This window comes from Enterobacter oligotrophicus (assembly GCF_009176645.1).
In the GTDB taxonomy this organism is placed as follows: domain Bacteria; phylum Pseudomonadota; class Gammaproteobacteria; order Enterobacterales; family Enterobacteriaceae; genus Enterobacter; species Enterobacter oligotrophicus.
In genome coordinates this window covers 551,666-571,502 of record NZ_AP019007.1, presented here as the reverse complement: position 1 = coordinate 571,502, position 19,837 = coordinate 551,666, and the positions used below count along the sequence as shown (strand labels likewise).

The 19,837-nt window shown below is 55.3% G+C and carries 16 protein-coding genes and 1 pseudogene; 8 read left to right on the top strand and 9 right to left on the bottom strand.

What is annotated here, in order from left to right; all coding sequences use genetic code 11:
- The first annotated feature begins 3 nt into the window (after positions 1-3).
- The gene (gene dadX / locus EoCCA6_RS02700; RefSeq protein WP_152081365.1) at positions 4-1,074 is read left to right on the top strand and encodes a catabolic alanine racemase DadX; all 1,071 of its coding nucleotides are present in this window, start codon (positions 4-6) and stop codon (positions 1,072-1,074) included.
- A 165-nt stretch (positions 1,075-1,239) separates the two neighbouring features.
- Here dadX and EoCCA6_RS02695 read toward each other — a convergent pair.
- Together EoCCA6_RS02695 and ldcA are read right to left on the bottom strand one after the other, a co-directional pair.
- Positions 1,240-2,862, bottom strand: a pseudogene (locus EoCCA6_RS02695) (potassium/proton antiporter); the annotation flags it as partial.
- 139 nt (positions 2,863-3,001) lie between these two features.
- Positions 3,002-3,916, bottom strand: coding sequence for a muramoyltetrapeptide carboxypeptidase (ldcA, locus tag EoCCA6_RS02690; RefSeq protein WP_152081363.1), 915 nt, complete (start codon positions 3,914-3,916; stop codon positions 3,002-3,004).
- Positions 3,917-4,023: 107 nt separating this feature from the next.
- Between ldcA and emtA the strand changes: the two genes are divergently transcribed.
- Positions 4,024-4,635, top strand: a complete 612-nt coding sequence (gene emtA, locus EoCCA6_RS02685) for a membrane-bound lytic murein transglycosylase EmtA (RefSeq protein ID WP_152081362.1) — start codon at positions 4,024-4,026, stop codon at positions 4,633-4,635.
- Between the two features lie 38 nt (positions 4,636-4,673).
- Here the strand turns inward: emtA and ycgR are convergent, their stop codons facing one another.
- Positions 4,674-5,405 carry a flagellar brake protein YcgR gene (ycgR, locus tag EoCCA6_RS02680; protein ID WP_152081361.1) on the bottom strand — a complete coding sequence of 244 codons (732 nt, stop codon included), beginning with the start codon at positions 5,403-5,405 and terminating at the stop codon, positions 4,674-4,676.
- Positions 5,406-5,610: 205 nt separating this feature from the next.
- Between ycgR and EoCCA6_RS02675 the strand changes: the two genes are divergently transcribed.
- Positions 5,611-5,865: a GlsB/YeaQ/YmgE family stress response membrane protein gene (locus EoCCA6_RS02675; RefSeq protein WP_010432765.1), complete on the top strand. Its 255-nt coding sequence runs from the start codon at positions 5,611-5,613 to the stop codon at positions 5,863-5,865.
- Between the two features lie 113 nt (positions 5,866-5,978).
- Positions 5,979-8,084, top strand: coding sequence for a TonB-dependent siderophore receptor (locus EoCCA6_RS02670; protein ID WP_152081360.1), 2,106 nt, complete (start codon positions 5,979-5,981; stop codon positions 8,082-8,084).
- A gap of 60 nt (positions 8,085-8,144) precedes the next feature.
- On the opposite strand, the gene EoCCA6_RS02665 is transcribed toward EoCCA6_RS02670, so the two are convergent.
- The gene (locus EoCCA6_RS02665) at positions 8,145-9,827 is read right to left on the bottom strand and encodes an alpha,alpha-trehalase (RefSeq protein ID WP_152081359.1); all 1,683 of its coding nucleotides are present in this window, start codon (positions 9,825-9,827) and stop codon (positions 8,145-8,147) included.
- 436 nt (positions 9,828-10,263) lie between these two features.
- Here EoCCA6_RS02665 and EoCCA6_RS02660 point away from each other — a divergent pair, with 436 nt between their 5' ends.
- Positions 10,264-11,601: a carbohydrate porin gene (locus EoCCA6_RS02660; protein ID WP_152081358.1), complete on the top strand. Its 1,338-nt coding sequence runs from the start codon at positions 10,264-10,266 to the stop codon at positions 11,599-11,601.
- Positions 11,602-11,613: 12 nt separating this feature from the next.
- Here EoCCA6_RS02660 and EoCCA6_RS02655 read toward each other — a convergent pair whose 3' ends face one another.
- Complete coding sequence (locus tag EoCCA6_RS02655; protein WP_152081357.1) at positions 11,614-12,570, bottom strand: AraC family transcriptional regulator; 957 nt, start codon at positions 12,568-12,570, stop codon at positions 11,614-11,616.
- A gap of 116 nt (positions 12,571-12,686) precedes the next feature.
- Here EoCCA6_RS02655 and EoCCA6_RS02650 point away from each other — a divergent pair, with 116 nt between their 5' ends.
- Positions 12,687-13,874: an MFS transporter gene (locus tag EoCCA6_RS02650; RefSeq protein WP_152081356.1), complete on the top strand. Its 1,188-nt coding sequence runs from the start codon at positions 12,687-12,689 to the stop codon at positions 13,872-13,874.
- Between the two features lie 39 nt (positions 13,875-13,913).
- Here EoCCA6_RS02650 and gap read toward each other — a convergent pair whose 3' ends face one another.
- Entirely contained in the window at positions 13,914-14,924 is a 1,011-nt protein-coding gene (gap, locus tag EoCCA6_RS02645) for a type I glyceraldehyde-3-phosphate dehydrogenase (protein ID WP_152081355.1), read from the bottom strand.
- A 78-nt stretch (positions 14,925-15,002) separates the two neighbouring features.
- Positions 15,003-15,983, bottom strand: coding sequence for a GlxA family transcriptional regulator (locus EoCCA6_RS02640; RefSeq protein WP_152081354.1), 981 nt, complete (start codon positions 15,981-15,983; stop codon positions 15,003-15,005).
- Between the two features lie 157 nt (positions 15,984-16,140).
- Here EoCCA6_RS02640 and EoCCA6_RS02635 point away from each other — a divergent pair, with 157 nt between their 5' ends.
- Both EoCCA6_RS02635 and EoCCA6_RS02630 read left to right on the top strand, forming a co-directional pair.
- Positions 16,141-17,100, top strand: a complete 960-nt coding sequence (locus EoCCA6_RS02635) for a fatty acid desaturase (RefSeq protein ID WP_152081353.1) — start codon at positions 16,141-16,143, stop codon at positions 17,098-17,100.
- Positions 17,101-17,104: 4 nt separating this feature from the next.
- A complete protein-coding gene (locus tag EoCCA6_RS02630; RefSeq protein ID WP_152081352.1) occupies positions 17,105-17,872 on the top strand; it encodes a phosphate/phosphite/phosphonate ABC transporter substrate-binding protein in 768 nt (255 codons plus the stop codon).
- 78 nt (positions 17,873-17,950) lie between these two features.
- On the opposite strand, the gene ychF is transcribed toward EoCCA6_RS02630, so the two are convergent.
- A complete protein-coding gene (gene ychF, locus EoCCA6_RS02625) occupies positions 17,951-19,045 on the bottom strand; it encodes a redox-regulated ATPase YchF (RefSeq protein WP_010432886.1) in 1,095 nt (364 codons plus the stop codon).
- Positions 19,046-19,171: 126 nt separating this feature from the next.
- The gene (gene pth / locus EoCCA6_RS02620) at positions 19,172-19,756 is read right to left on the bottom strand and encodes an aminoacyl-tRNA hydrolase (RefSeq protein ID WP_049005084.1); all 585 of its coding nucleotides are present in this window, start codon (positions 19,754-19,756) and stop codon (positions 19,172-19,174) included.
- Positions 19,757-19,837: the final 81 nt, after the last annotated feature.

Here is a 19,837-nt window from a genome sequence, read left to right as displayed (position 1 = left end):
GTCATGTCCCGTCCCATTCTGGCTCAGCTGGATTTGCAGGCCCTGAAAGATAACCTGCAGATTGTTCGCCGTGCTGCGCCAGGTTCACGCGTCTGGTCGGTGGTGAAAGCTAATGCCTACGGCCACGGCATCGATCGCATCTGGAGCGCACTCGGTTCCACTGATGGCTTTGCGTTACTGAATCTGGAAGAGGCCATTCTGCTGCGCGAGCGCGGCTGGAAAGGGCCGATACTGCTGCTGGAAGGGTTCTTCCGTGCGGATGATTTACCGCTGCTGGACAAGTATCGGCTGACGACCAGCATTCACAGTAACTGGCAGGTTAAAGCCCTGCAGGATGCAAAATTACACGCTCCGCTGGACATCTACCTCAAGGTCAACAGTGGCATGAACCGCCTGGGCTTTCAGCCTGAGCGCGTACATACGGTCTGGCAGCAGTTGCGCGCACTGAAAAACGTCGGTGAAATGACGCTGATGGCGCACTTCGCGGACGCGGAAAAGCCGGACGGCATTGCTGATGCGATGGTGCGTGTTGAGCAGGCGGCAGAAGGGCTGGCGTGTCCGCGCTCGCTGTCTAACTCGGCGGCCACGCTCTGGCACCCGGAAGCGCATTTTGACTGGGTGCGTCCGGGAATTATTCTGTACGGTGCGTCGCCGTCCGGCCAGTGGCAGGATATTGCCAACAGTGGCCTGAAGCCGGTGATGACCCTGCGCAGTGAGATCATAGGCGTACAGACTCTGAAAGCCGGAGACACGGTAGGTTATGGCAGCCGCTACCGGGCGACGGGCGAGCAACGTATCGGGATCGTTGCAGGCGGTTATGCTGACGGTTATCCACGTATCGCGCCGAGTGGTACACCCGTGTGGGTCGATGGGGTACGTACCGGCACTGTCGGCACGGTGTCAATGGATATGCTGGCGATAGATTTGACCCCATGCCCGCAGGCAGGCATTGGCTCGCCTGTCGAACTGTGGGGCAATGAAATCAAAATTGATGATGTGGCGGCCGCGGCAGGAACGGTGGGGTATGAATTAATGTGTGCGCTGGCACCAAGAGTGCCGGTTGTGACAGTGTAACGATGGGTTGTGTCGGGTGGCGGCTTCGCCTTACCCGACCTACAAAATCCCCGAACGTAGGCCGGGTAAGCGTTAGCGCCACCCGGCAAAAAACCGCTATTCCGGTTCCTCTTCCATCGGCCTCACGCCGACTTTCCGCACCGCGTTATCCTCTTTCTCGGCAACCGTCCAGATCATCCCGGCAAACTCCACCTGGTCACCCACGACAGGCGCAGCACCCAGCATCTGCTGGATAATTTCGCCCAGCGTTTGCTGCTTGTCACGGTACTCCATGCCTTCATCCAGGCCATAGATCAAGGCGACATCGGCAAATTTGGCGCTGGCTTCCAGAATAAAATCACCAAAGAAACGCTGGTCCAGCGCAACCGGTGGCGACTGGCTGAACAGCTTGCCCAGCGCGGGCAGATCGCGCTCACGGCCAATCACGCAGAGAATATCGCCCTCGCGCAGTCTTGTGCTACCGGTCGGGTGCAGGAGGGCATTGTCACGGAACAGCGCCGCAATCCGCGTTTCGGCAGGCATGTGCAGATCGCGCAGCGACGCACCCACGCACCATTTATCGGCGCTAAGCTGGTAGACAAACTGCTCCCACGGGTTTTCCGGGTGGATATCCAGCCCCACGCGGGAGACCGGCCAGCCGACGGGCGGAACCACCACTTTCGCCTTTTTTGCCGCCCAACCCAGTGAGGTTCCCTGGAACAGCAGCGACACCAGCACCACGAAGAACGCCACGTTGAAGAACAGCCGCGCGTTATCCAGACCGGCCATCATCGGGAAGACCGCAAGGATAATCGGCACTGCGCCGCGCAGCCCCACCCAGCTGATAAATACCCGCTCGCGCAGGTTAAAGCCGCGGAACGGCAGCAAACCGGCAAATACCGACAGCGGGCGCGCGAAGAAGATCATCCAGGCCGACAGCAGCAGTGCCGGAACGGCAATTGGCAGCAGATCAGAGGGGGTCACCAGCAGGCCGAGCACCAGGAACATGCCGATTTGCGCCAGCCAGGCCAGGCCGTCAAAGTTCTGCAAAATGGCATGGCGGTTGCGAATCGGGCGGTTACCGAGCAGGAAACCACAGAGATAGACCGCCAGAATGCCGCTGCCGTCCAGCGCAGTGGTCACGGCGAAAATCAGGATACCGCCGCTCAGGGCCAGCAAGGGATAAAGACCCGCAGGCAGGGAGATGCGGTTGATCATCTGCTGTAACAGATAGCCACCAGCCAGACCGATAATAATCCCCAGACCAAACTGCTGCAGGATATGCCAGGCAAACATCCAGCTCAGGCCCGTCTCGTGCTGCTGGATCATCTCAATCAGCGTAATGGTAAGAAATACCGCCATCGGATCGTTACTGCCGGATTCAATTTCAAGCGTTGAGCCGACACGTTCGTTCAGCCCTTTGCCGCCGAGCAGAGAAAACACCGCCGCCGCATCGGTAGAGCCCACAATGGCACCAATCAGCAGACCTTCCATGATGTCCAGATGGAACAGCCAAGCCGCCATCATCCCGGTCAGGCCAGAGGTAATCAGCACGCCGACGGTCGCCAGCGACAGCGCCGGGCCTAATGCGACGCGAAACGAGCTTGCCTGGGTGCGCATCCCGCCGTCGAGCAGGATAACGGCCAGCGCGAGGTTACTCACCATGTAGGCGAACGGGTAGTTATCGAATGGGATACCGCCAATGCCATCGATGCCAGCCAGCATGCCGATGGCAAGAAAAATAACGAGAATAGGTATGCCGAGACGCGATGAAAATGAACTCAATAAAATACTACAGGTTACAAGCACAGAACCCAGAATGAAAAGGCTGATTATCGCTGCGGCATCCAATGTTTTATTACTCCCACCTCAATGTTAATGCTGTTATTAAAACCCTAACATATTAACGACAGAAACAGCGTTTTATTAAGGCGGTTTAACGGCTTTTTTATGCCTTTATAACCGGATGACCGCTGATGGTTAACCGACTGCCTGAATCATGATGCAATAAGTGCGCCTTCGCCCCCAGCGGCAGGGTGACGGTCCGCTGTTCATGACCAAATTCCAGGCCGCTAATCACCGGAATATCCAGCCGGGAACGGATAAACTCAACCATTGATTCAAAAGAGTATCCGGCATCGTAATCATTGGGCAGCGCGCCGCTAAAACTGCCCAGCACGATGGCGGACTGGCGCTCAAGAATACCCGCATGATAAAGCTGCAGCAGCATGCGCTCGACGCGGAACGGGTGCTCGTTGATATCTTCCAGCACCAGAATGCCGTTCTCTATCTGCGGTAACCACGGCGTACCTATCAGCGACACCAGCATCGCCAGGTTTCCGCCCCACAGCTGGCCCTCACACTCATGGTGCGGCCCGCGGCCTTGCCACTCAATACTGAATACCGGGTTCTCCAGCGCACGCCAGAAATGTTCCCCGGTAAACGCATCCAGCTCCGGTGCACCAAAATTCCCCGCCAGCATCGGGCCGCTGAAGGTGATGACGTTATGCAACGCCAGTAAACCAAGCTGGAACGCTGTGAAATCGCTGTGCCCGCAAATCAGCAGCGGGTTCTGCTGCTGGCGTTTTGCCAGCCCGGACCAGTTGATACTGTCCAGCAACCGGCTCGCGCCATAGCCTCCGCGCACCGCCAGTACGATAGTGTTCTCGTCCTTCAGGTTTACCAGGCTATTGATATCGTTCAGTCTCTGCGCGTCGGTTCCGGCAAAACGTTGCAGGCGGCGGGGGATAATTGTCTGATTTTCTACCCGATGGCCGGATTCCAGTAAACGCTGAACGCCTCGCTGTGCCGCGTCCTGGTTGATGCAATAGCCCGACGGCGCGATGAGATGAAACTGAGACATGGCAATTCCTTGCTGAATGAGAAACTAATTGTCTATATCATGCCGCTTATACGCTGCCCGCTTCAAGGGGCGGCGCACCGCGATGACCGGCTATAAGGATAGATGACGTGAAATTGAGATGGTTTGCTTTTTTGATTGTGTTGCTTGCTGGCTGTAGTTCAAAACATGATTATCAAAACCCGCGCTGGAACCCGGAAGTGCCGGTGAAACGGGCGATGCAGTGGATGCCAATCAGCGAACAAGCCGGGAAAGCCTGGGGCGTGAGTCCGCGTCTGGTCACGGCGATTATCGCGGTGGAATCCGGGGGAAACCCTTCGCTTGTCAGTAAATCAAATGCCGTGGGGCTGATGCAGCTTAAAGCCTCGACGGCCGGAAGAGAAGTCTATCGTTACATGGGCTGGAGCGGACAGCCTTCGACCAGCGAGCTGAAAAACCCGGAACGCAACATCTCAATGGGAACGGCTTATCTGAGCATTCTGGAGCATGGGGTGCTGAAAGGCATCGAAGATCCTGAGGTGATGCAATACGCGCTGGTGGTCTCTTACGTGAATGGCGCAGGTGCGCTGCTCAGAACCTTCTCCTCCGATCGCAAAGAAGCGATTGAAGAGATAAACGGCATGGACAAAGACGAGTTCTTTGAGCATGTGGTGAAGAACCATCCGGCACCACAGGCTCCGCGTTATATCTGGAAAGTACAGAAAGCGATGGATGCCATGTAAAGCCATTGTCGGGCGGCAGCCACGCTGCCCGACGCGCGTTACAGAACTTTATTCGCACGTTCCCGCGCTTCGCGTTCCAGCGAGAAAATAATACGCTGCAGTTCACGCTCTGCACCCGGCCCGACATTCAGAAAACGGAAGCTCAGACGCGGTGTGGTAATAGTCTCGTTTTTGCTGTCCACCACTTTACGCTCGCTGATGGCAATCAGTTGCGCATCAAACCAGAACCGTCCCCAGCCTCCCAGATCCAGTTCAATTTGCGAGAAGCGCATGCCTTCGACCAGCCCTTCGGGTTTTGGCGTGTCCATCAATGCCCCCATCCCGCCCAGCGACAGATCAAAGAGTCGGAAGCGGAACTCCTTTTTGTCCGGCATTCGGGCTTTGCAATAATAGGGCGGCTGCAGCGGGGCGCTGATGCGAAAATATTCGCGGCGCTGTACGAACCAGAGGTTAGAGGGAAACGATGTGACAAAAGCGGGCAGCCCCTGATACTCGCTGAGCGCCAGACGAGGCAGAATAAATTCCACTTTTGCACCCTGCGTTTCTGCCATCACCGAGATTTTTTCTGCCCGTAGCGCCGCGCGGTTTTCATACTCCTGGCTACCCAGGTCGATAATCAGGCGCTCCGGCGAGACATCAAGGATCTTGCTGATAAACTGATTGGTTGACCAGGTGATGCGCAGCGGCACCTCACCTTTTTGCAGGTCGCGCAGCACTCCTAATACAGCCAGCGGATTTTGTTTCAGGAACTGCTCACTGTAATTACTCACGCCAGATGGCTCCTCGATGTGTGACAGACTGTCTCTGAATTATCGGCAGCCTGATGTGAAACTTAATACAAACCTGTGAGTTTTTTCATCGCGGCAGCAATTTAAGTCGGTGAGATGAAACCAGTTTTACGCCGATAGCCTATACTTAAGTGACTTGCGCAGAAGCGTTTCTGCACATGCGTTAAACCTGCAAGAGGGCATCGCTATGGGTATTATCGCCTGGATTATTTTTGGCCTTATCGCTGGCGCTATCGCTAAACTTATCATGCCGGGGAATGATGGCGGCGGCTTTATTTTGACCTGCGTTCTCGGTGTCGTGGGTGCGGTGGTGGGCGGCTGGCTGGCTACCATGTTTGGTTTCGGCGGCAGTATCAGCGGCTTTGATCTGCACAGTTTCCTTGTCGCAGTGGTCGGCGCAATCGTCGTGCTGGGCATATTCAGGTTACTCAGACGGGCATAAGATTATCGAAAGCGGCTCTCCCTGGAGAGCCGTTTTTTTTGGCCATATTGATTTGCCTACCTAAATGATAATAATTGTCGTTCCCAATATCATCTAATAATAAAGACGACAATATGAACACCTCACGTTTTGCGTTATGTGCGTTGGCAGGAGCCGTCGCGCTGGCATTGCAGGGACCGGCTTTCGCCGAAGAAACGACCCTCGTGGTGACGGGCGCTGAGCAGGACAGCGCGCTCCCGGTCTGGACCAACAGCGCCACCAAATCGGCTGTTGCTGAAAGTAAAACGCCGCAGGTGATCAACACCGTTTCAGCGCAGGAGATTGAGAAGCGTCATGCCCGTTCAGTAAACGAAATCCTGCGCTATGCCCCTGGGGTATCGACCGAGATGCGCGGTAATACGTCCTACATGAGCGAATACAAAATCCGTGGCTTTACCGTCGATCAGGAGTTCTACGATGGGCTTCAGTTGCCGTATAACGTTACCGGGAACACCAAAGCGCGTATCGATCCGCTGCTCATTGAGAGCGTCGATATTCTGAAGGGACCCGCATCCGTGCTCTATGGCGGCGGATCGCCGGGCGGCCTGGTCAACATCCAGAGCAAAAAGCCGCAAAAAACGTCCCGCACCGAGGCGGGCTTCAACACCGGAACGCGCAACCTGAAAGAGGGTTTCCTTGATTCCACCGGGCAGATTGCGGAAAGCGACTGGAACTACCGTCTGCTGGGTAAAGCAACGGAAGGTGACGATCAACCACACACCACGCGTGATGAAAATTATCTGCTGGCACCGTCTGTGGCCTGGCAACCGGACAGCAAAACGCGTCTCACAATCGATACGCTGGCGCAAAATACGCCGGGCCTGTCGCCGTCTGATCCGTTGCCGCTTTCATACCTGCGCTCGAAATATGCCGACAGGCGCGACTATGCCGGTGATGAGTGGAGTGGTTTCAAACAGCGCCAGTGGATGATGGGCTACCATTTTGAGCATCAGTTTGATAACGGCTGGGGGGTTAATCAGAAAGCGCGCTATTTCGATGTCGATACCCATCAGCGAAGCGTCTATTCAACAGGGCCGGGCAGCGAGGTCTATCAACTCAATCGTTTTGCTTACACCACGGATGAAAATCTTCAGAGCTTCAACATTGACAACCAGGTCACCAAAACGGTTGCGCTGGGCGAATGGCAGCATCACCTGCTGGCGGGGTTTGACTATCAGAAACTGAACTCGCACTTCCGCTATCGCTACGCGTCCGCCACCACGCCGGGCATTGATATGCGCAACCCTGACTATTCGCAGATCCACACGGGCGATTTGGGGCTTTATACCGTGCAGAAAAACCGCCTGAGTTACCAGCAGAATGGCTATTACCTGCAGGATCTGGTGGAATTTGGCGGGCTGAACCTGCTGGCCAGCCTGCGCTATGACGATTACCGCTCTGTCACCACAGACTATCTGCAGCACGACGATAAAGCGTGGGTGGCGCAGGATCGTCTCACCAAACGTCTGGGGGCGCTTTACACCTTCGGGAATGGCCTCGCACCGTTTATCAGCTACGCCGAAGGCTTCGCCCCGGTGTCGCCGCAGGGAACGCTGACAGCGAAAGACGTTAAGCCGACGACCAGCAAGCAGGTCGAAGGTGGTCTGAAATACCTGCTGGAAGAGTACGCCACCACCTTTACCGCGTCGGTGTTCACCATTCGCCAGAAAAATGTGGTGACGAGCGACCCAGGCTTCCTGAACTACCGCCAGACCGGGGAAGTGGAATCTAAAGGTGCAGAACTGTCTGCCGTCAGCCGTCCGACGGATAATCTGACGCTGATTGCGAACTATGCTTACACGCACGCTATCAATACGGAAGATGATAAATACAAAGGGAAACGCCCTACGCAGGTGCCGGAGAATGCCTTCAACCTGTGGGGGGATTACACCTTCGACAGCACGCCGCTAAAGGGACTTATGCTGGGGGGCGGGGTGCGCTACACCGGGGCGATGGAGATTTCACCGACCAACGAAGCGGGCAAACTGGGTGGCACGACGCAATACGATCTGGCGGCATCCTACCGGATGGGCGAACTTTTGCCCTCGCTGGAAGGGCTGACGCTAAAAGCCAGTGCGCAGAATATTACCAACAAAGAGACGCTGACCTGTTACGACGAGACTCACTGCTGGATTGGGCGTGACCGGACCTATCAGTTAGGAGCAAGTTACCGTTTCTGACGACCTTTTCCCTCTCCCACCGGGAGAGGGGTAAGGTGAGGCCATCAGGCCGCAGGGGAATTACTGCGCCGCACTTTTCGCGGGCGCGACATCGTCGTTCGCCGCAGGCTGATTCTCCGGCACGCTGTCACACGGTTTCTCTTTCGGACATACCAGATCCAGCATTTTCAGCGTCACGCCATTGCTCCAGCCGAACCCATCCTGCAGGGGATATTCTCCGCCGCCTCCGCCGGTGCCCGTCGAGGAAACGTCATATTTCTCCACCAGTTTCTGTTCGCGATCATAGGTATGCTGAACGTTTTTCAGGAAGCGCCACGTTACATCCATCGCCACCTTGTTTTGCCCGTAATTCTGCAATCCTTCGGTCGCGACCCACTGCAGCGGTGCCCAGCCGTTCGGTGCATCCCACTGCTGGCCGCTGTTGATTGTGGTGGTGGAAATACCGCCCGGTTTCAGCAAGCGAGAAGCGGTAGCTGCCGCGACTTTGTCGGCACGATCCTGCGCCGCCGCTTTCACGTAAAGCGGGAAAAGCGCGGCCGCTGTCAGCTGATTACGCACCTTTTTGCTTTTAAGATCGTAATCGGCGTACCACCCCTCTTTTTCATTCCACAGGTGGCTTTCAATCGCTTTCTGACGCGCCGTCGCCAGCGCTTCATATTTGCTCGCGCTGGCGGCATCGCCATCATCCTGGCTTGCCCGCGCCAGCAGTTTTTCCATCTTAAACATCAGCGCATTCAAATCCACCGGCACAATGCTGGTGGTGCGGATTGTGCCGAGTTTCTGCGGATCGTCCATCCAGCGGGAGCTAAAATCCCAGCCTGAGGCGGCGGCAGAACGCAGATCGCGGTAGATCTCCGTGGCCGGGCGATTCGGGTTGTTTTTGGCCGTGGTCACATCATCCAGCCAGGACTCCGGGCGCGGCGTGTCGCGGTCATCCCAGTAGCGGTTGAGAACGGAGCCATCGTCCAGCTTCACCACCCGTTTGCTGGCGTCACCAGGCTGCAGTGCGTCAACCCCATCCATCCAGTAGGCATACTCTTTTTCCATCTGCGGACGGTATTTTTTCAGCGCATCGCTGTCGTGGGTGGCGAGCAGTTCCACCATTAAAGAGAAGAACGGTGGCTGAGAGCGGCTCAGGTAATAGCTGCGGTTGCCGTTAGGAATATGGCCCCAGGTATCCAGTTCATAGGCGAAGTTGTCCACCATATCGCTGATTTTGTCCCAGTGCCCGCTCTCGGCTAAGCCCAGCATGGTGAAGTAACTGTCCCAGTAATAGACCTCGCGGAAACGCCCGCCGGGCACCACGTAGGATTTCGGTAACGGCAGGAGTGAATCCCATTTGCTGGCTTTGTCGGTTGTGCGGGTGAGCACAGGCCACAGATCGTCGATATGTTCACGTAAGTTCTGACCTGCGGGGGGAACATATTTTTCGCCTTCCGTCGGCAGGGTAAAGTTCATTTCCACAAAGTGGCGCAGGTCAAAACCAGACTGGGTACGCTGCATCCGGTAATCCGCCAGAATCATCAGTGGATCGCTTTTGGGGACCGCATCCGCAAAGGTTTTTTGATCCGGGAACAGTTTCGCGCTCTGAACATCATTAAAGAGTGGGCCAAACAGAATGTCGGGTGAGGTTTTCTGGCTCGTTAGCTGATCGTCTGCATAACCCAACGTGGTAACGCCGAGTAGTGCGCCTCCCAGCGCAAGATGCAAAAGAGCAGGGCGTAGTCTACGAGGTCTTATCATCGGTTCATCTCCTGTATTCGCTGAACAGCGTGACCGCTGTTGTCAATCACCTGAAAACCTTAGACGAATATTGCCCGCTTCGCGTGTTGAACATCCCATTTTGCGCACAACCAGACGATTTACCGCTGCGGTCGCAGCGCAGGGGTGGCAGGAGAATATTTTTGAAGGGAATAAATCCTCAGGAATAATTGATATTAAATATTATATTAAAGATTCTTTTTAATATTGGTTGTGGTTATGGGTTGAAGCCGTATTTAATAATGTGAGTCACGTTCTGTTTTAAAACGAAAATAGGTGGAAAGTTTCTGCGAGAGTCACACAAAGTAAAAAACATAACACCCATACCAAAAAACATAATAGCGTCTTTGTCGGCATTTATACGAAATTGCGGAACTCATCTTTTTGGGTGTTCACTTTTGTTATCAGGATGGATTCTATGAAACTAAATAAAATAGCTGTCGTTATGGGGGCGCTCTATTCGGGGGCTCTGTTTGCTGCACAAACGCCGTTGAGCGTGGAAGAAAAACTGGCGCAACTGGAAGCGCAAATCCAGGAATTAAAACAACAGCAGGTGGCCAGCCAGCCAGCGACAACCGTTGCAGTACAGTCGGCGGAGCCCGTAAACGCAGACGCGCCACCGAAGCTCACGTTGTCTGGTTTCGGTGATATTAAATTCTACGGCGATGTGGAATTTAATATGGACGCAGCAAGTAAAACTGGCAGTCTGACCTCTGTTAAGCAAAGCGCTAATAATGACTGGGCTCCCGGAGATAAAGAGCGCTGGGATATTAACGGACGTATTTTGCTCGGCTTTGATGGCTATCGAAAAATGGATAACGGTAATTTTGCTGGCTTCTCTGTTCAGCCGCTGGGAGATCTCGTCGGACAAATGTATCTTGATGATGCAGTATTCTTCTTTGGCACAGAAAACGACTGGGAAGTGAAAGTCGGACGCTTCGAAGCCTACGATATGTTTCCGCTTAATCAGGATACCTTTGTTGAATATTCCGGTAATACCGCAGACGATCTCTATAGCGACGGCTACGGTTATATCTATATGCTGAAAGAGGGACGTGGCCGTACCGACAGTGGCGGTAACTTCCTGATGAGCAAAACGCTGGATAACTGGTATTTCGAGCTGAATACGTTGTTTAAGGATGGAAGCGATCTGTTTGTCGATCAGCGTTATCACGGTGCAGAACTTGAAAACGACAAAAATGTGGCATACGTGCGCCCGGTCATTTCGTGGCAGGACGGGCCGTTTTCAACCGCCGTGGCGATGGAGACCAACCTGGTCAACAACGCTTACGGATATCGGGATGATGCGGGGCGTTGGGTCGATCAGTCTGACCGCACGGGCTACGGTTTTACCCTCACCTGGGACGGGCTCAAAACTGATCCGGAAGATGGTGTCGTCGTGAATGTCAACACGGCTTATCTGGATGCGGCTGACGAGACAGACCTGACCACCGGGATTAACGGCCTGTGGCACAACTTTGAGCTGGGTTATATCTATGCTCACAACGAAATCGATGAATTTAACGCCTCCACGTTTGATGCGGATTGCGATAACGACTGCTGGATCACCGATCCCGGCGAATATGACATTCATACCATCCATACGTCATACCTGATCCCAAACGTGATGAAGATGAAAAACTTCAACATCTATCTGGGGGCGTATGCGTCCTGGGTGAACGCGTCGCCTAAAGAAGGTAACGATAAAAACGACGATCGCTATGGCGGCCGCGTGCGCTTCAAATATTACTTCTGATGGACCTGCCGGTCAGACCTCTTCCGGGGCCTGGCTGGCTTCCCGCAATGTTCCCGGCGCATGGCCGACGATGCGCTTAAACGCCCGGCTAAACGCCGCCAGCGACCCGTATCCCAGACGCAGCGCGACGGTTTCGACAGGCTGATGCTCATGGCGTATGTACTGGATCGCCAGCCGCATCCTTAACTCGGCGAGGTATTTTGCCGGCGTGGTGCCCGTAGCCGAGAGAAAACGTTCAGCAAATACGGAGCGCGATGTGCCCGCCTCTTTCGCCAGATCTGCCACGCTCCAGTTTACGCCAGGTTGCTGATGCATGGCATAAATCGCCCGGCTCAGACGGGGATCGCGTAGCACCTGTACCCAACCCGTGGCTTTGCCGCACCCGGCTTCTACCCAGCCGCGCACAATCAGCGCGGCGACCACATCCGCCAGACGTGCCAGTATTCCGGCAAACCCGACCTGACGCGTCATCGACTCACGCTCCATGGCCGCCAGCAGTGGGTGGATCTCCGGCCAGGTGGACATTAACCGGCTTACCATCATCACTTCCGGCATCGCCTTAATCAGCGGCTGCATCCCGCCAAGCTCAAAATCCATGCATCCGCTGAAGATAACGGTCTTCTCACTCTCCGGGCAGGGTTCGCAGCGAATGGCGCAGACCGAGTTACATATTGGCTCGCTTGGAAAGGCATTCACCGGCGTCACGTTCGCATGTTCGTCAGAGAGGAGGGCATGGGCGTTGCCGTTTGGGATGAATAAGGCATCGCCGCCATTCAACCCGAACGTCGCGCCGCTCTCCATGCGCAGCAGTGCCGTACCGTGGCTCACGAAGTGAAACTGTGCCTTCCCAGGCGCTTGCTGAAATGCCACGCCAAACGGTGAGCTGGCTTCGATCCGCCGGTATTTCACGCCCGACAGGCGCATACCCCGTAAAAGCTCGCTGATTAAATCGGGTGACTGGACGCTCATCGGCACAACTCCGGACGAATAATCAATAAGTGGAGATTATATGTCATAGATCGTCCATTAGGAACACTCTATGCTTTTGCGACATTAGTCACATTTTTATAACGGGAGTACAACAGATGAACACATGTGTCGCAGCGAGAGAGGCCGCTACGCCCGCAAAACCCGCCTGGCGAGCCGTCTATTCTCTGGGGCTGGGGGTGTTTGGCTTGATTACGGCGGAGTTCCTGCCAGCCAGTTTATTAACGCCGATGGCGGCAAGCCTGGGCGTGACGGAAGGCATGGCCGGACAAGCCGTGACCGCCACCGCCCTGGTGGCGCTGGTCACCGGATTGCTTATCACGTCAGCCACCAAAAGCATCGACCGTCGTTGGGTACTGATGTTCTTCTCTGTTTTACAGATTATCTCCAGCCTGCTGGTTGCTTTCGCGCCCACGCTGCATGTGCTGTTGATGGGACGTCTGCTGCTCGGTATCGCGATTGGGGGATTCTGGGCGATGTCCACCGCCACGGCAATGCGTCTGGTGCCTGCCGATAAAGTGCCCAAAGCGCTGGCGGTGATCTTCTCCAGCGTGTCGATTGCAACGGTAGTGGCTGCGCCGTTGGGGAGTTATCTGGGTAGCCTGATTGGCTGGCGTAACGTCTTTATCCTTTGTATTTTGCCTAGCATGCTGGCGCTGTTGTGGCAGCTGTGGGTGCTCCCGTCAATGAAACCGGAAAGTAGCGGCAGTCTGGGAACGTTATTCCGCGTGCTGCGACGTCCGGGAATGATCGGCGGGATGCTGGCGACGATTCTGATCTTCAGCGGTCATTTCGCCTTCTTCACCTACCTGCGTCCGTTCCTGGAAACCGTCGGGCAGGCGAGTGTGGAAAGCATCTCGCTGATCCTGCTGGGCTTCGGGCTCGCCAACTTTGTCGGCACGTCTCTCGCCGGACATCTGCTGGCACGCAACTTACGTCTGACGCTGGCGCTGGTGCCTTTTGTGATGGGTGTACTGGCGCTGACCATGGTGGCGTTTGGTCATCTGGCGATGCTGGACGGGTTACTGGTCGCGCTGTGGGGCTTTGCCTTTGGCCTGGTGCCGGTGGGCTGGTCAACCTGGCTTGCAACCACGGTTCCGGATGAAGCAGAAAGTGCCGGAGGGCTGCTGGTGGCGTCCATCCAGCTGGCGATAAGCGCGGGTGCGGCAGGGGGCGGTGCGGTGTTCGATCTCAACGGTGCCAGCGGGGTATTCATGGGGAGCGGCTTGTTGCTGGTGACCGCAATGGTGATCGTGTTTATGGGCGTCAGAGTTAAGGCGGAGTAGCCCTGTTCCCTCTCCCGGAGGAGAGGGAATGAGGTGAGCTTACAACCCTTTCTTATCCATCCACACGGCCAGGTCCACCAGTCGGTTCGAGAAGCCCCACTCGTTGTCATACCACGCCAGGATCTTGACCATGTTGCCGCCAATGACCAGCGTTGAGAGCCCGTCGATAATGGACGATCGCGGGTCGCCCTGGTAATCGCTGGAGACCAGCGGCTCATCGCTGTAACCCAGAATCCCCTTCAGTGCTCCGCTGGTGGCGGCTTTGCGGAACGCGTCATTCACCTCGTCGGCGGTGACATCACGGCTTAGCGTTACCGTTAAATCGACAATCGACACTACCGGAACAGGAACGCGCAGAGAATACCCGGTCAGACGCCCATCCAGCTCAGGGATCACTTTGCCCAGCGCTTTAGCCGCCCCGCTGGAGTAAGGGACAATCGACAGCGCTGCAGCTCGCGCACCACGCAGATCTTTCTCCGGCTGATCGTGCAGCGCCTGGCTGTTGGTATAGGCGTGGGTGGTATTCATTAACCCATGCTCAATACCGAACGCCTGATGCAACACCTGAGCCGCCGGAGCGAGTCCGTTCGTGGTGCAACTGCCGTTACTCACCACAACGTGCTGAGCGGGATCGTACAGCGTGTGGTTGACACCCATCACGATCGTCAGATCGTCGTTCTTGCCTGGTGCGGAGATGATGACGCGTTTCGCCCCGCCGTGCGTAATATGCACCGCGGCTTTGTCACGTTCGGTGAAGAAACCTGTCGCTTCAATCACCACGTCAACGCCGACATCACGCCAGGGGATATTTGCCGGGTCGCGTTCGCTAAACACCGTGATCCGCTGACCATCCACCTGCAGAGCGCCGTCTGCCGCTTCAACAGGAACTGGCAGCGTACCGAGCAGGGAATCATATTTCAGCAGATGAGCAAGCGTTTTGCTGTCTGTCAGATCGTTGATAGCGGCAATCTGAATTTCCGGATTACCCAGCGCTGCACGCAGAACATTACGCCCGATACGGCCGAAACCGTTAATACCGACCTTAACCATGATGGACTCCTTATCAGTGTTGTCTGGCGTTACTGTAGGCGTCAGGCTAAGTGGCGTAAACGACAAAAAAGGATCACATTACGCCATTTTGCGGCAGTGGAAGCGCTGGCGGTATTCACCCGGCGTGAGATGAAGTTGTTTCTCGAAAACGCGGCGCAGATTGATGCTGCTGCCAAAACCACTTTTCTCCGCAATGTTCTCAAGCGTCTCCGCTGTTTGCTCAAGCAGCTGGCGAGCGGCGGCAAGGCGTGCTTCGGTCACATAACGCGCCGGAGAGACGCCCGTATCGCGAGTAAACACGCGGGTGAAATTGCGTGGACTCATGGCGACTCTTTCCGCCAGATTTTCCACACACAAATCGGCGGTGAGGTTTTGCAGTATCCAGGTCTGTAGCTCGCTAATCGGGCCGGTGGAGCCGGAATGCTGCAGGTTATAACGGCTGAACTGCAATTGTCCGCCAGGGCGGCGCAGATACATCACCATATCCTGGGCGACATCGCGGGCGAGGGAAAAACCGTAATCGTCCTCAACCAGCGCCAGCGTGAGATCGAACCCGGAGCTGACGCCTCCTGAGGTCCAGACTGGGCCATCCTGGATATAGAGCGGGCCGCCTTCAACCGTGATTGCCGGGTACAGCGTTTGCATGGTTTCCAGCAACCGCCAGTGCGTCGTCGCGCGCCGTCCATCAAGCAAACCGGTTTGTGCCAGCAGCATCGCACCGCCACAAATGGAGGCAATCCGACGCGCATGCGGAGCAGCAAGATGCAGCCAGTCCACCACGGCGGTGCTCTCCTGCTCGTTCATGCCACGCCCGGTAATGATGATGGTGTCCAGCGGCTCGCGCGGGTCCAGCTCCGGCAGGCGGTAGTCTGCCAGCAGGTTTAACCCGGACTGGCCGTGGATCACCTGGTGAGGCTGGGTGGTCGCAATGATAATGCGATAGCAGGGATGGGCCGTGCCTTCCGGGTGCAGCCGGTTGGCCTGCATCAGAATGTCGGCGATACCGGCGGCTTCAAACAGCATGCCGCCGTCAGGAACGATAATCAGGATCTTCTTCATGTCCTGAAAAGTACCTTTAACACAGAATAAGTCAAGCCGGAGTTGCGGGGGCTGTATCACTTTTGGCAAAGCAAAGCGATTTAAGTTGTTTGTTATTTCAGACGTTATCCGGGATCGTCATGCTCAATAGTTACTGACGGAAACGGCGTCTGACGGAATGGGTAAACGACACTCCCTCTATTTGCATGAACAACAACGCAATGAGATTCATCATCTCGCCGCGGGTTTTCTGTGGCGAAGTGAACTACCAACCTGGCTCTTAATCATCACTCTTTACGGCGGCTGGTTTTCCACGCTGGCGTACTGGCAAACGCTGGGGTTGCTGCCCGCCACGCTGCTGCTTGTCTGGTTTACCGCCTGGTATATGTCACTTCAGCATGAGTTAATTCATGGTCATCCCACGCGTTTCCCGCGGATTAACCAGCTTTTCGGCACGCTGCCGTTGGCTGTCTGGTATCCGTATGGTCTGTACCGGGATTCCCACCTGGCCCATCACCGTAACGATCACCTGACTGTTCCGGTGGATGATCCGGAGTCATACTATTTTACCGAAGAGAGCTGGGCGCGGTTTTCGCCGTGGCAGCAAAGGCTCATCCACGCGCGGAATACCTTTATCGGACGCGTGCTGCTGGCACCGCTGCTGGATATTGTTCAGACACTCAACAGCGCGGTGGTGGCGTTTCGGCAGCGTCACCTTCGGGCGATAGTGATGTGGCTGGTGCATGTTGCGCTGCTGGTTGTGCTTTTCGCCTGGATGGATCACATCGGTTTCTCACCTCTCTGGTTTGTGCTGGCGGTGAGCTACCCTGCGCTGGCGCTGACTAAGGTGCGCTCCTTCCTTGAACATCGCGCGGCGGACGATCCTTTGGCGCGGTCGGTGATTAACGAGGCCGGACTGTTCTGGCAGGTGCTGTTTTTAAATCTCAACTATCATTCAGTGCACCACGATCTCCCTGGTGTACCCTGGTACGGGTTGAAGAGTATCTATCTGCGAAATCGCGACGATTATCAACAGCGAAACCACGGTTTTCTGGTGAAAGGATACGGCGAATGGCTTCGCCAGTTCTGGGGCAAGGCGGTGGACATTACCGTTCATCCGGGAATTAAAAAGGATTAGGGGAATGAGTAACCTGCTGGCGTTCCCGATGTATGCTGTGGATCGCGCAAATACCGACGCGTTATGGCGGGTAGTTCAAACGCTGCTGGCCGCGCGCGGCGTGGCGGTGGGCGATGCTGCGCCAGGTGCACCGGACGTGGAATTGCTGGAACACTGGCGAGATCCCCGGCTTATTTTGAGCCAGACCTGCGGCTATCCGCTGGTCACACAGTTGCCAGACGTGCAGGTTGTCGGCTGTTTTCACTACTCTGCACCGGGCTGCGAAGGGGAGCAGTACCGCAGTTTTCTGGTGGTGCGTGAGGAAGATAAACATCATCAGCTTGCCGATTTTCGCGGGCGGCGTGCGGTATGTAACTCGCTCGATTCCCAGTCAGGCTATAACGCCCTGCTGAAAAAGGTGGCACCGCTCGCAGTTAACGGACGATTTTTCTCGCAGATGAACGTTAGCGGCAGCCATCGCCAATCATTGAGGGCTGTAAGGCGCGGGGAAGGGGACATCGCGGCTATCGACTGCGTAACGTATACGCTGCTGCAACGCCATGAACCACAATTATCTGAAGGACTGGCAGTGATTGATTGTACTCCACTGACGCCGGGTTTGCCGTTAATCACCTCCCGTGCGACATCAGCCGACACCCTGCATGCCCTTCGGGATGCGCTGAATGCGCTGGTAAAAGCACCGGAATACAGAGGCGTTTGCGATGCCGTGTTGATTAAGGGATTTAGTGAGATGACGCGTCAGCCGTATGCCCGGCTTCTCGCTCCGTATTAACGTTATTATCTAACCGCGTCCGGCGAGAAATAAAAAATCCACGCAACGGCGTGGATTTTGTAAGCAGGATGGAGAGGATTAAACGTTGAACAGGAAGTTCATCACGTCGCCATCTTTAACGATGTAATCTTTACCTTCTGCACGCATTTTACCGGCTTCTTTCGCACCCTGTTCACCCTTATAGGTGATGAAGTCTTCAAACGCGATGGTCTGAGCACGGATAAAGCCTTTCTCGAAATCGGTGTGGATTTTACCCGCTGCCTGCGGCGCAGTCGCGCCAACCGGGATGGTCCATGCACGGACTTCTTTTACGCCAGCGGTAAAGTAGGTCTGCAGGTTCAGCAGTTCGTAGCCTGCGCGGATCACACGGTTCAGGCCAGGCTCTTCCAGACCCAGCTCCGCCATGAACTCTTCACGGTCGGCGTCGTCCAGTTCAGCAATGTCAGATTCAACGGCGGCACAGACGGCAACCACGACAGAACCTTCAGCAGCGGCGATTTCGCGCACTTTGTCCAGATACGGGTTGTTTTCAAAACCGTCTTCGTTGACGTTCGCGATGTACATAGTTGGCTTCAGAGTGAGGAAGCTCAGGTATTTGATCGCAGCTTTATCTTCTTCGGTCAGGTTTTTCAGCGCGCGCAGCATGCCCGCGTTTTCCAGCTGTGGCAGGCACTTCTCCAGCGCGGCCAGTTCAGCTTTTGCGTCTTTATCGCCGCCTTTCGCTTTCTTCTGCACACGGTGGATAGCGCGTTCGCAGGTATCGAGGTCAGAGAGCGCCAGTTCGGTGTTGATAACATCGATGTCGTCTGCCGGGTCCACTTTGTTATTCACGTGGATGATGTTGTCATTCTCGAAGCAGCGCACAACGTGACCGATCGCTTCGGTTTCACGAATGTTGGTCAGGAACTGGTTGCCCAGACCTTCACCTTTGGAAGCCCCTTTAACCAGGCCCGCGATGTCCACGAACTCCATGGTGGTTGGCAGAATGCGCTGTGGCTTAACGATTTCCGCAAGCTGGTCCAGACGCGGATCGGGCATTGGCACAACGCCAGTGTTTGGCTCGATGGTACAGAACGGGAAGTTCGCCGCTTCGATACCCGCTTTGGTAAGCGCGTTAAACAGGGTGGATTTGCCCACGTTTGGCAGACCGACGATACCGCATTTGAATCCCATTTCTAAATCACCTTAATATCTTGATAATCAATCCGTTAGAGATAACCGATTGAAGAAAAGTAAATAACTACGCCTATTATACACGTAACCTGCAGGGTGCGCGGCAAAAAAGCCGTATTGCCCTGATTATTGCGCTTTAAAGGCATGTAAGCGATTTGTCGCCTTTGTTAAGCCCTCTTTGAGCCAGATTTCAGTGCAGCGCGCCGCTTCGTCTACCGCTTCATCAATTAATTTTTGCTCAGAAACCGGAGGCTTACCCAGAACAAAACCCACAACTTTGTTTTTATCGCCCGGATGACCGATTCCCACGCGCAAACGGTGAAAATTCGGGTTATTCCCCAGTTTGCTGATAATGTCTTTCAGGCCATTATGACCGCCATGACCGCCGCCGAGTTTAAATTTTGCCACACCAGGGGGCAGGTCAAGCTCGTCATGAGCAACCAGAATTTCATCCGGATTGATGCGATAAAACGTTGCCATTGCCGCCACGGCTTTGCCGCTCAGGTTCATAAAGGTGGTGGGCACCAGCAGCCGTACATCTGCACCGGCAAGGTTGATGCGTGAGGTATACCCGAAGAATTTCGGTTCTTCACGCAGCGGGGCTCGTAACCGTTCGGCCAGCAGATCGACATACCAGGCACCGGCATTATGGCGGGTCGCTGCATATTCTGCGCCTGGGTTGGCGAGGCCGACAATCAGTTTAATCGTCACGATTCAATTCCTAATGGGTTCCAGATCTGGCGCGTAGTTTACTGTCTGGCGAGCCGCTTGACAAAGTTATGGGGCAGTCAG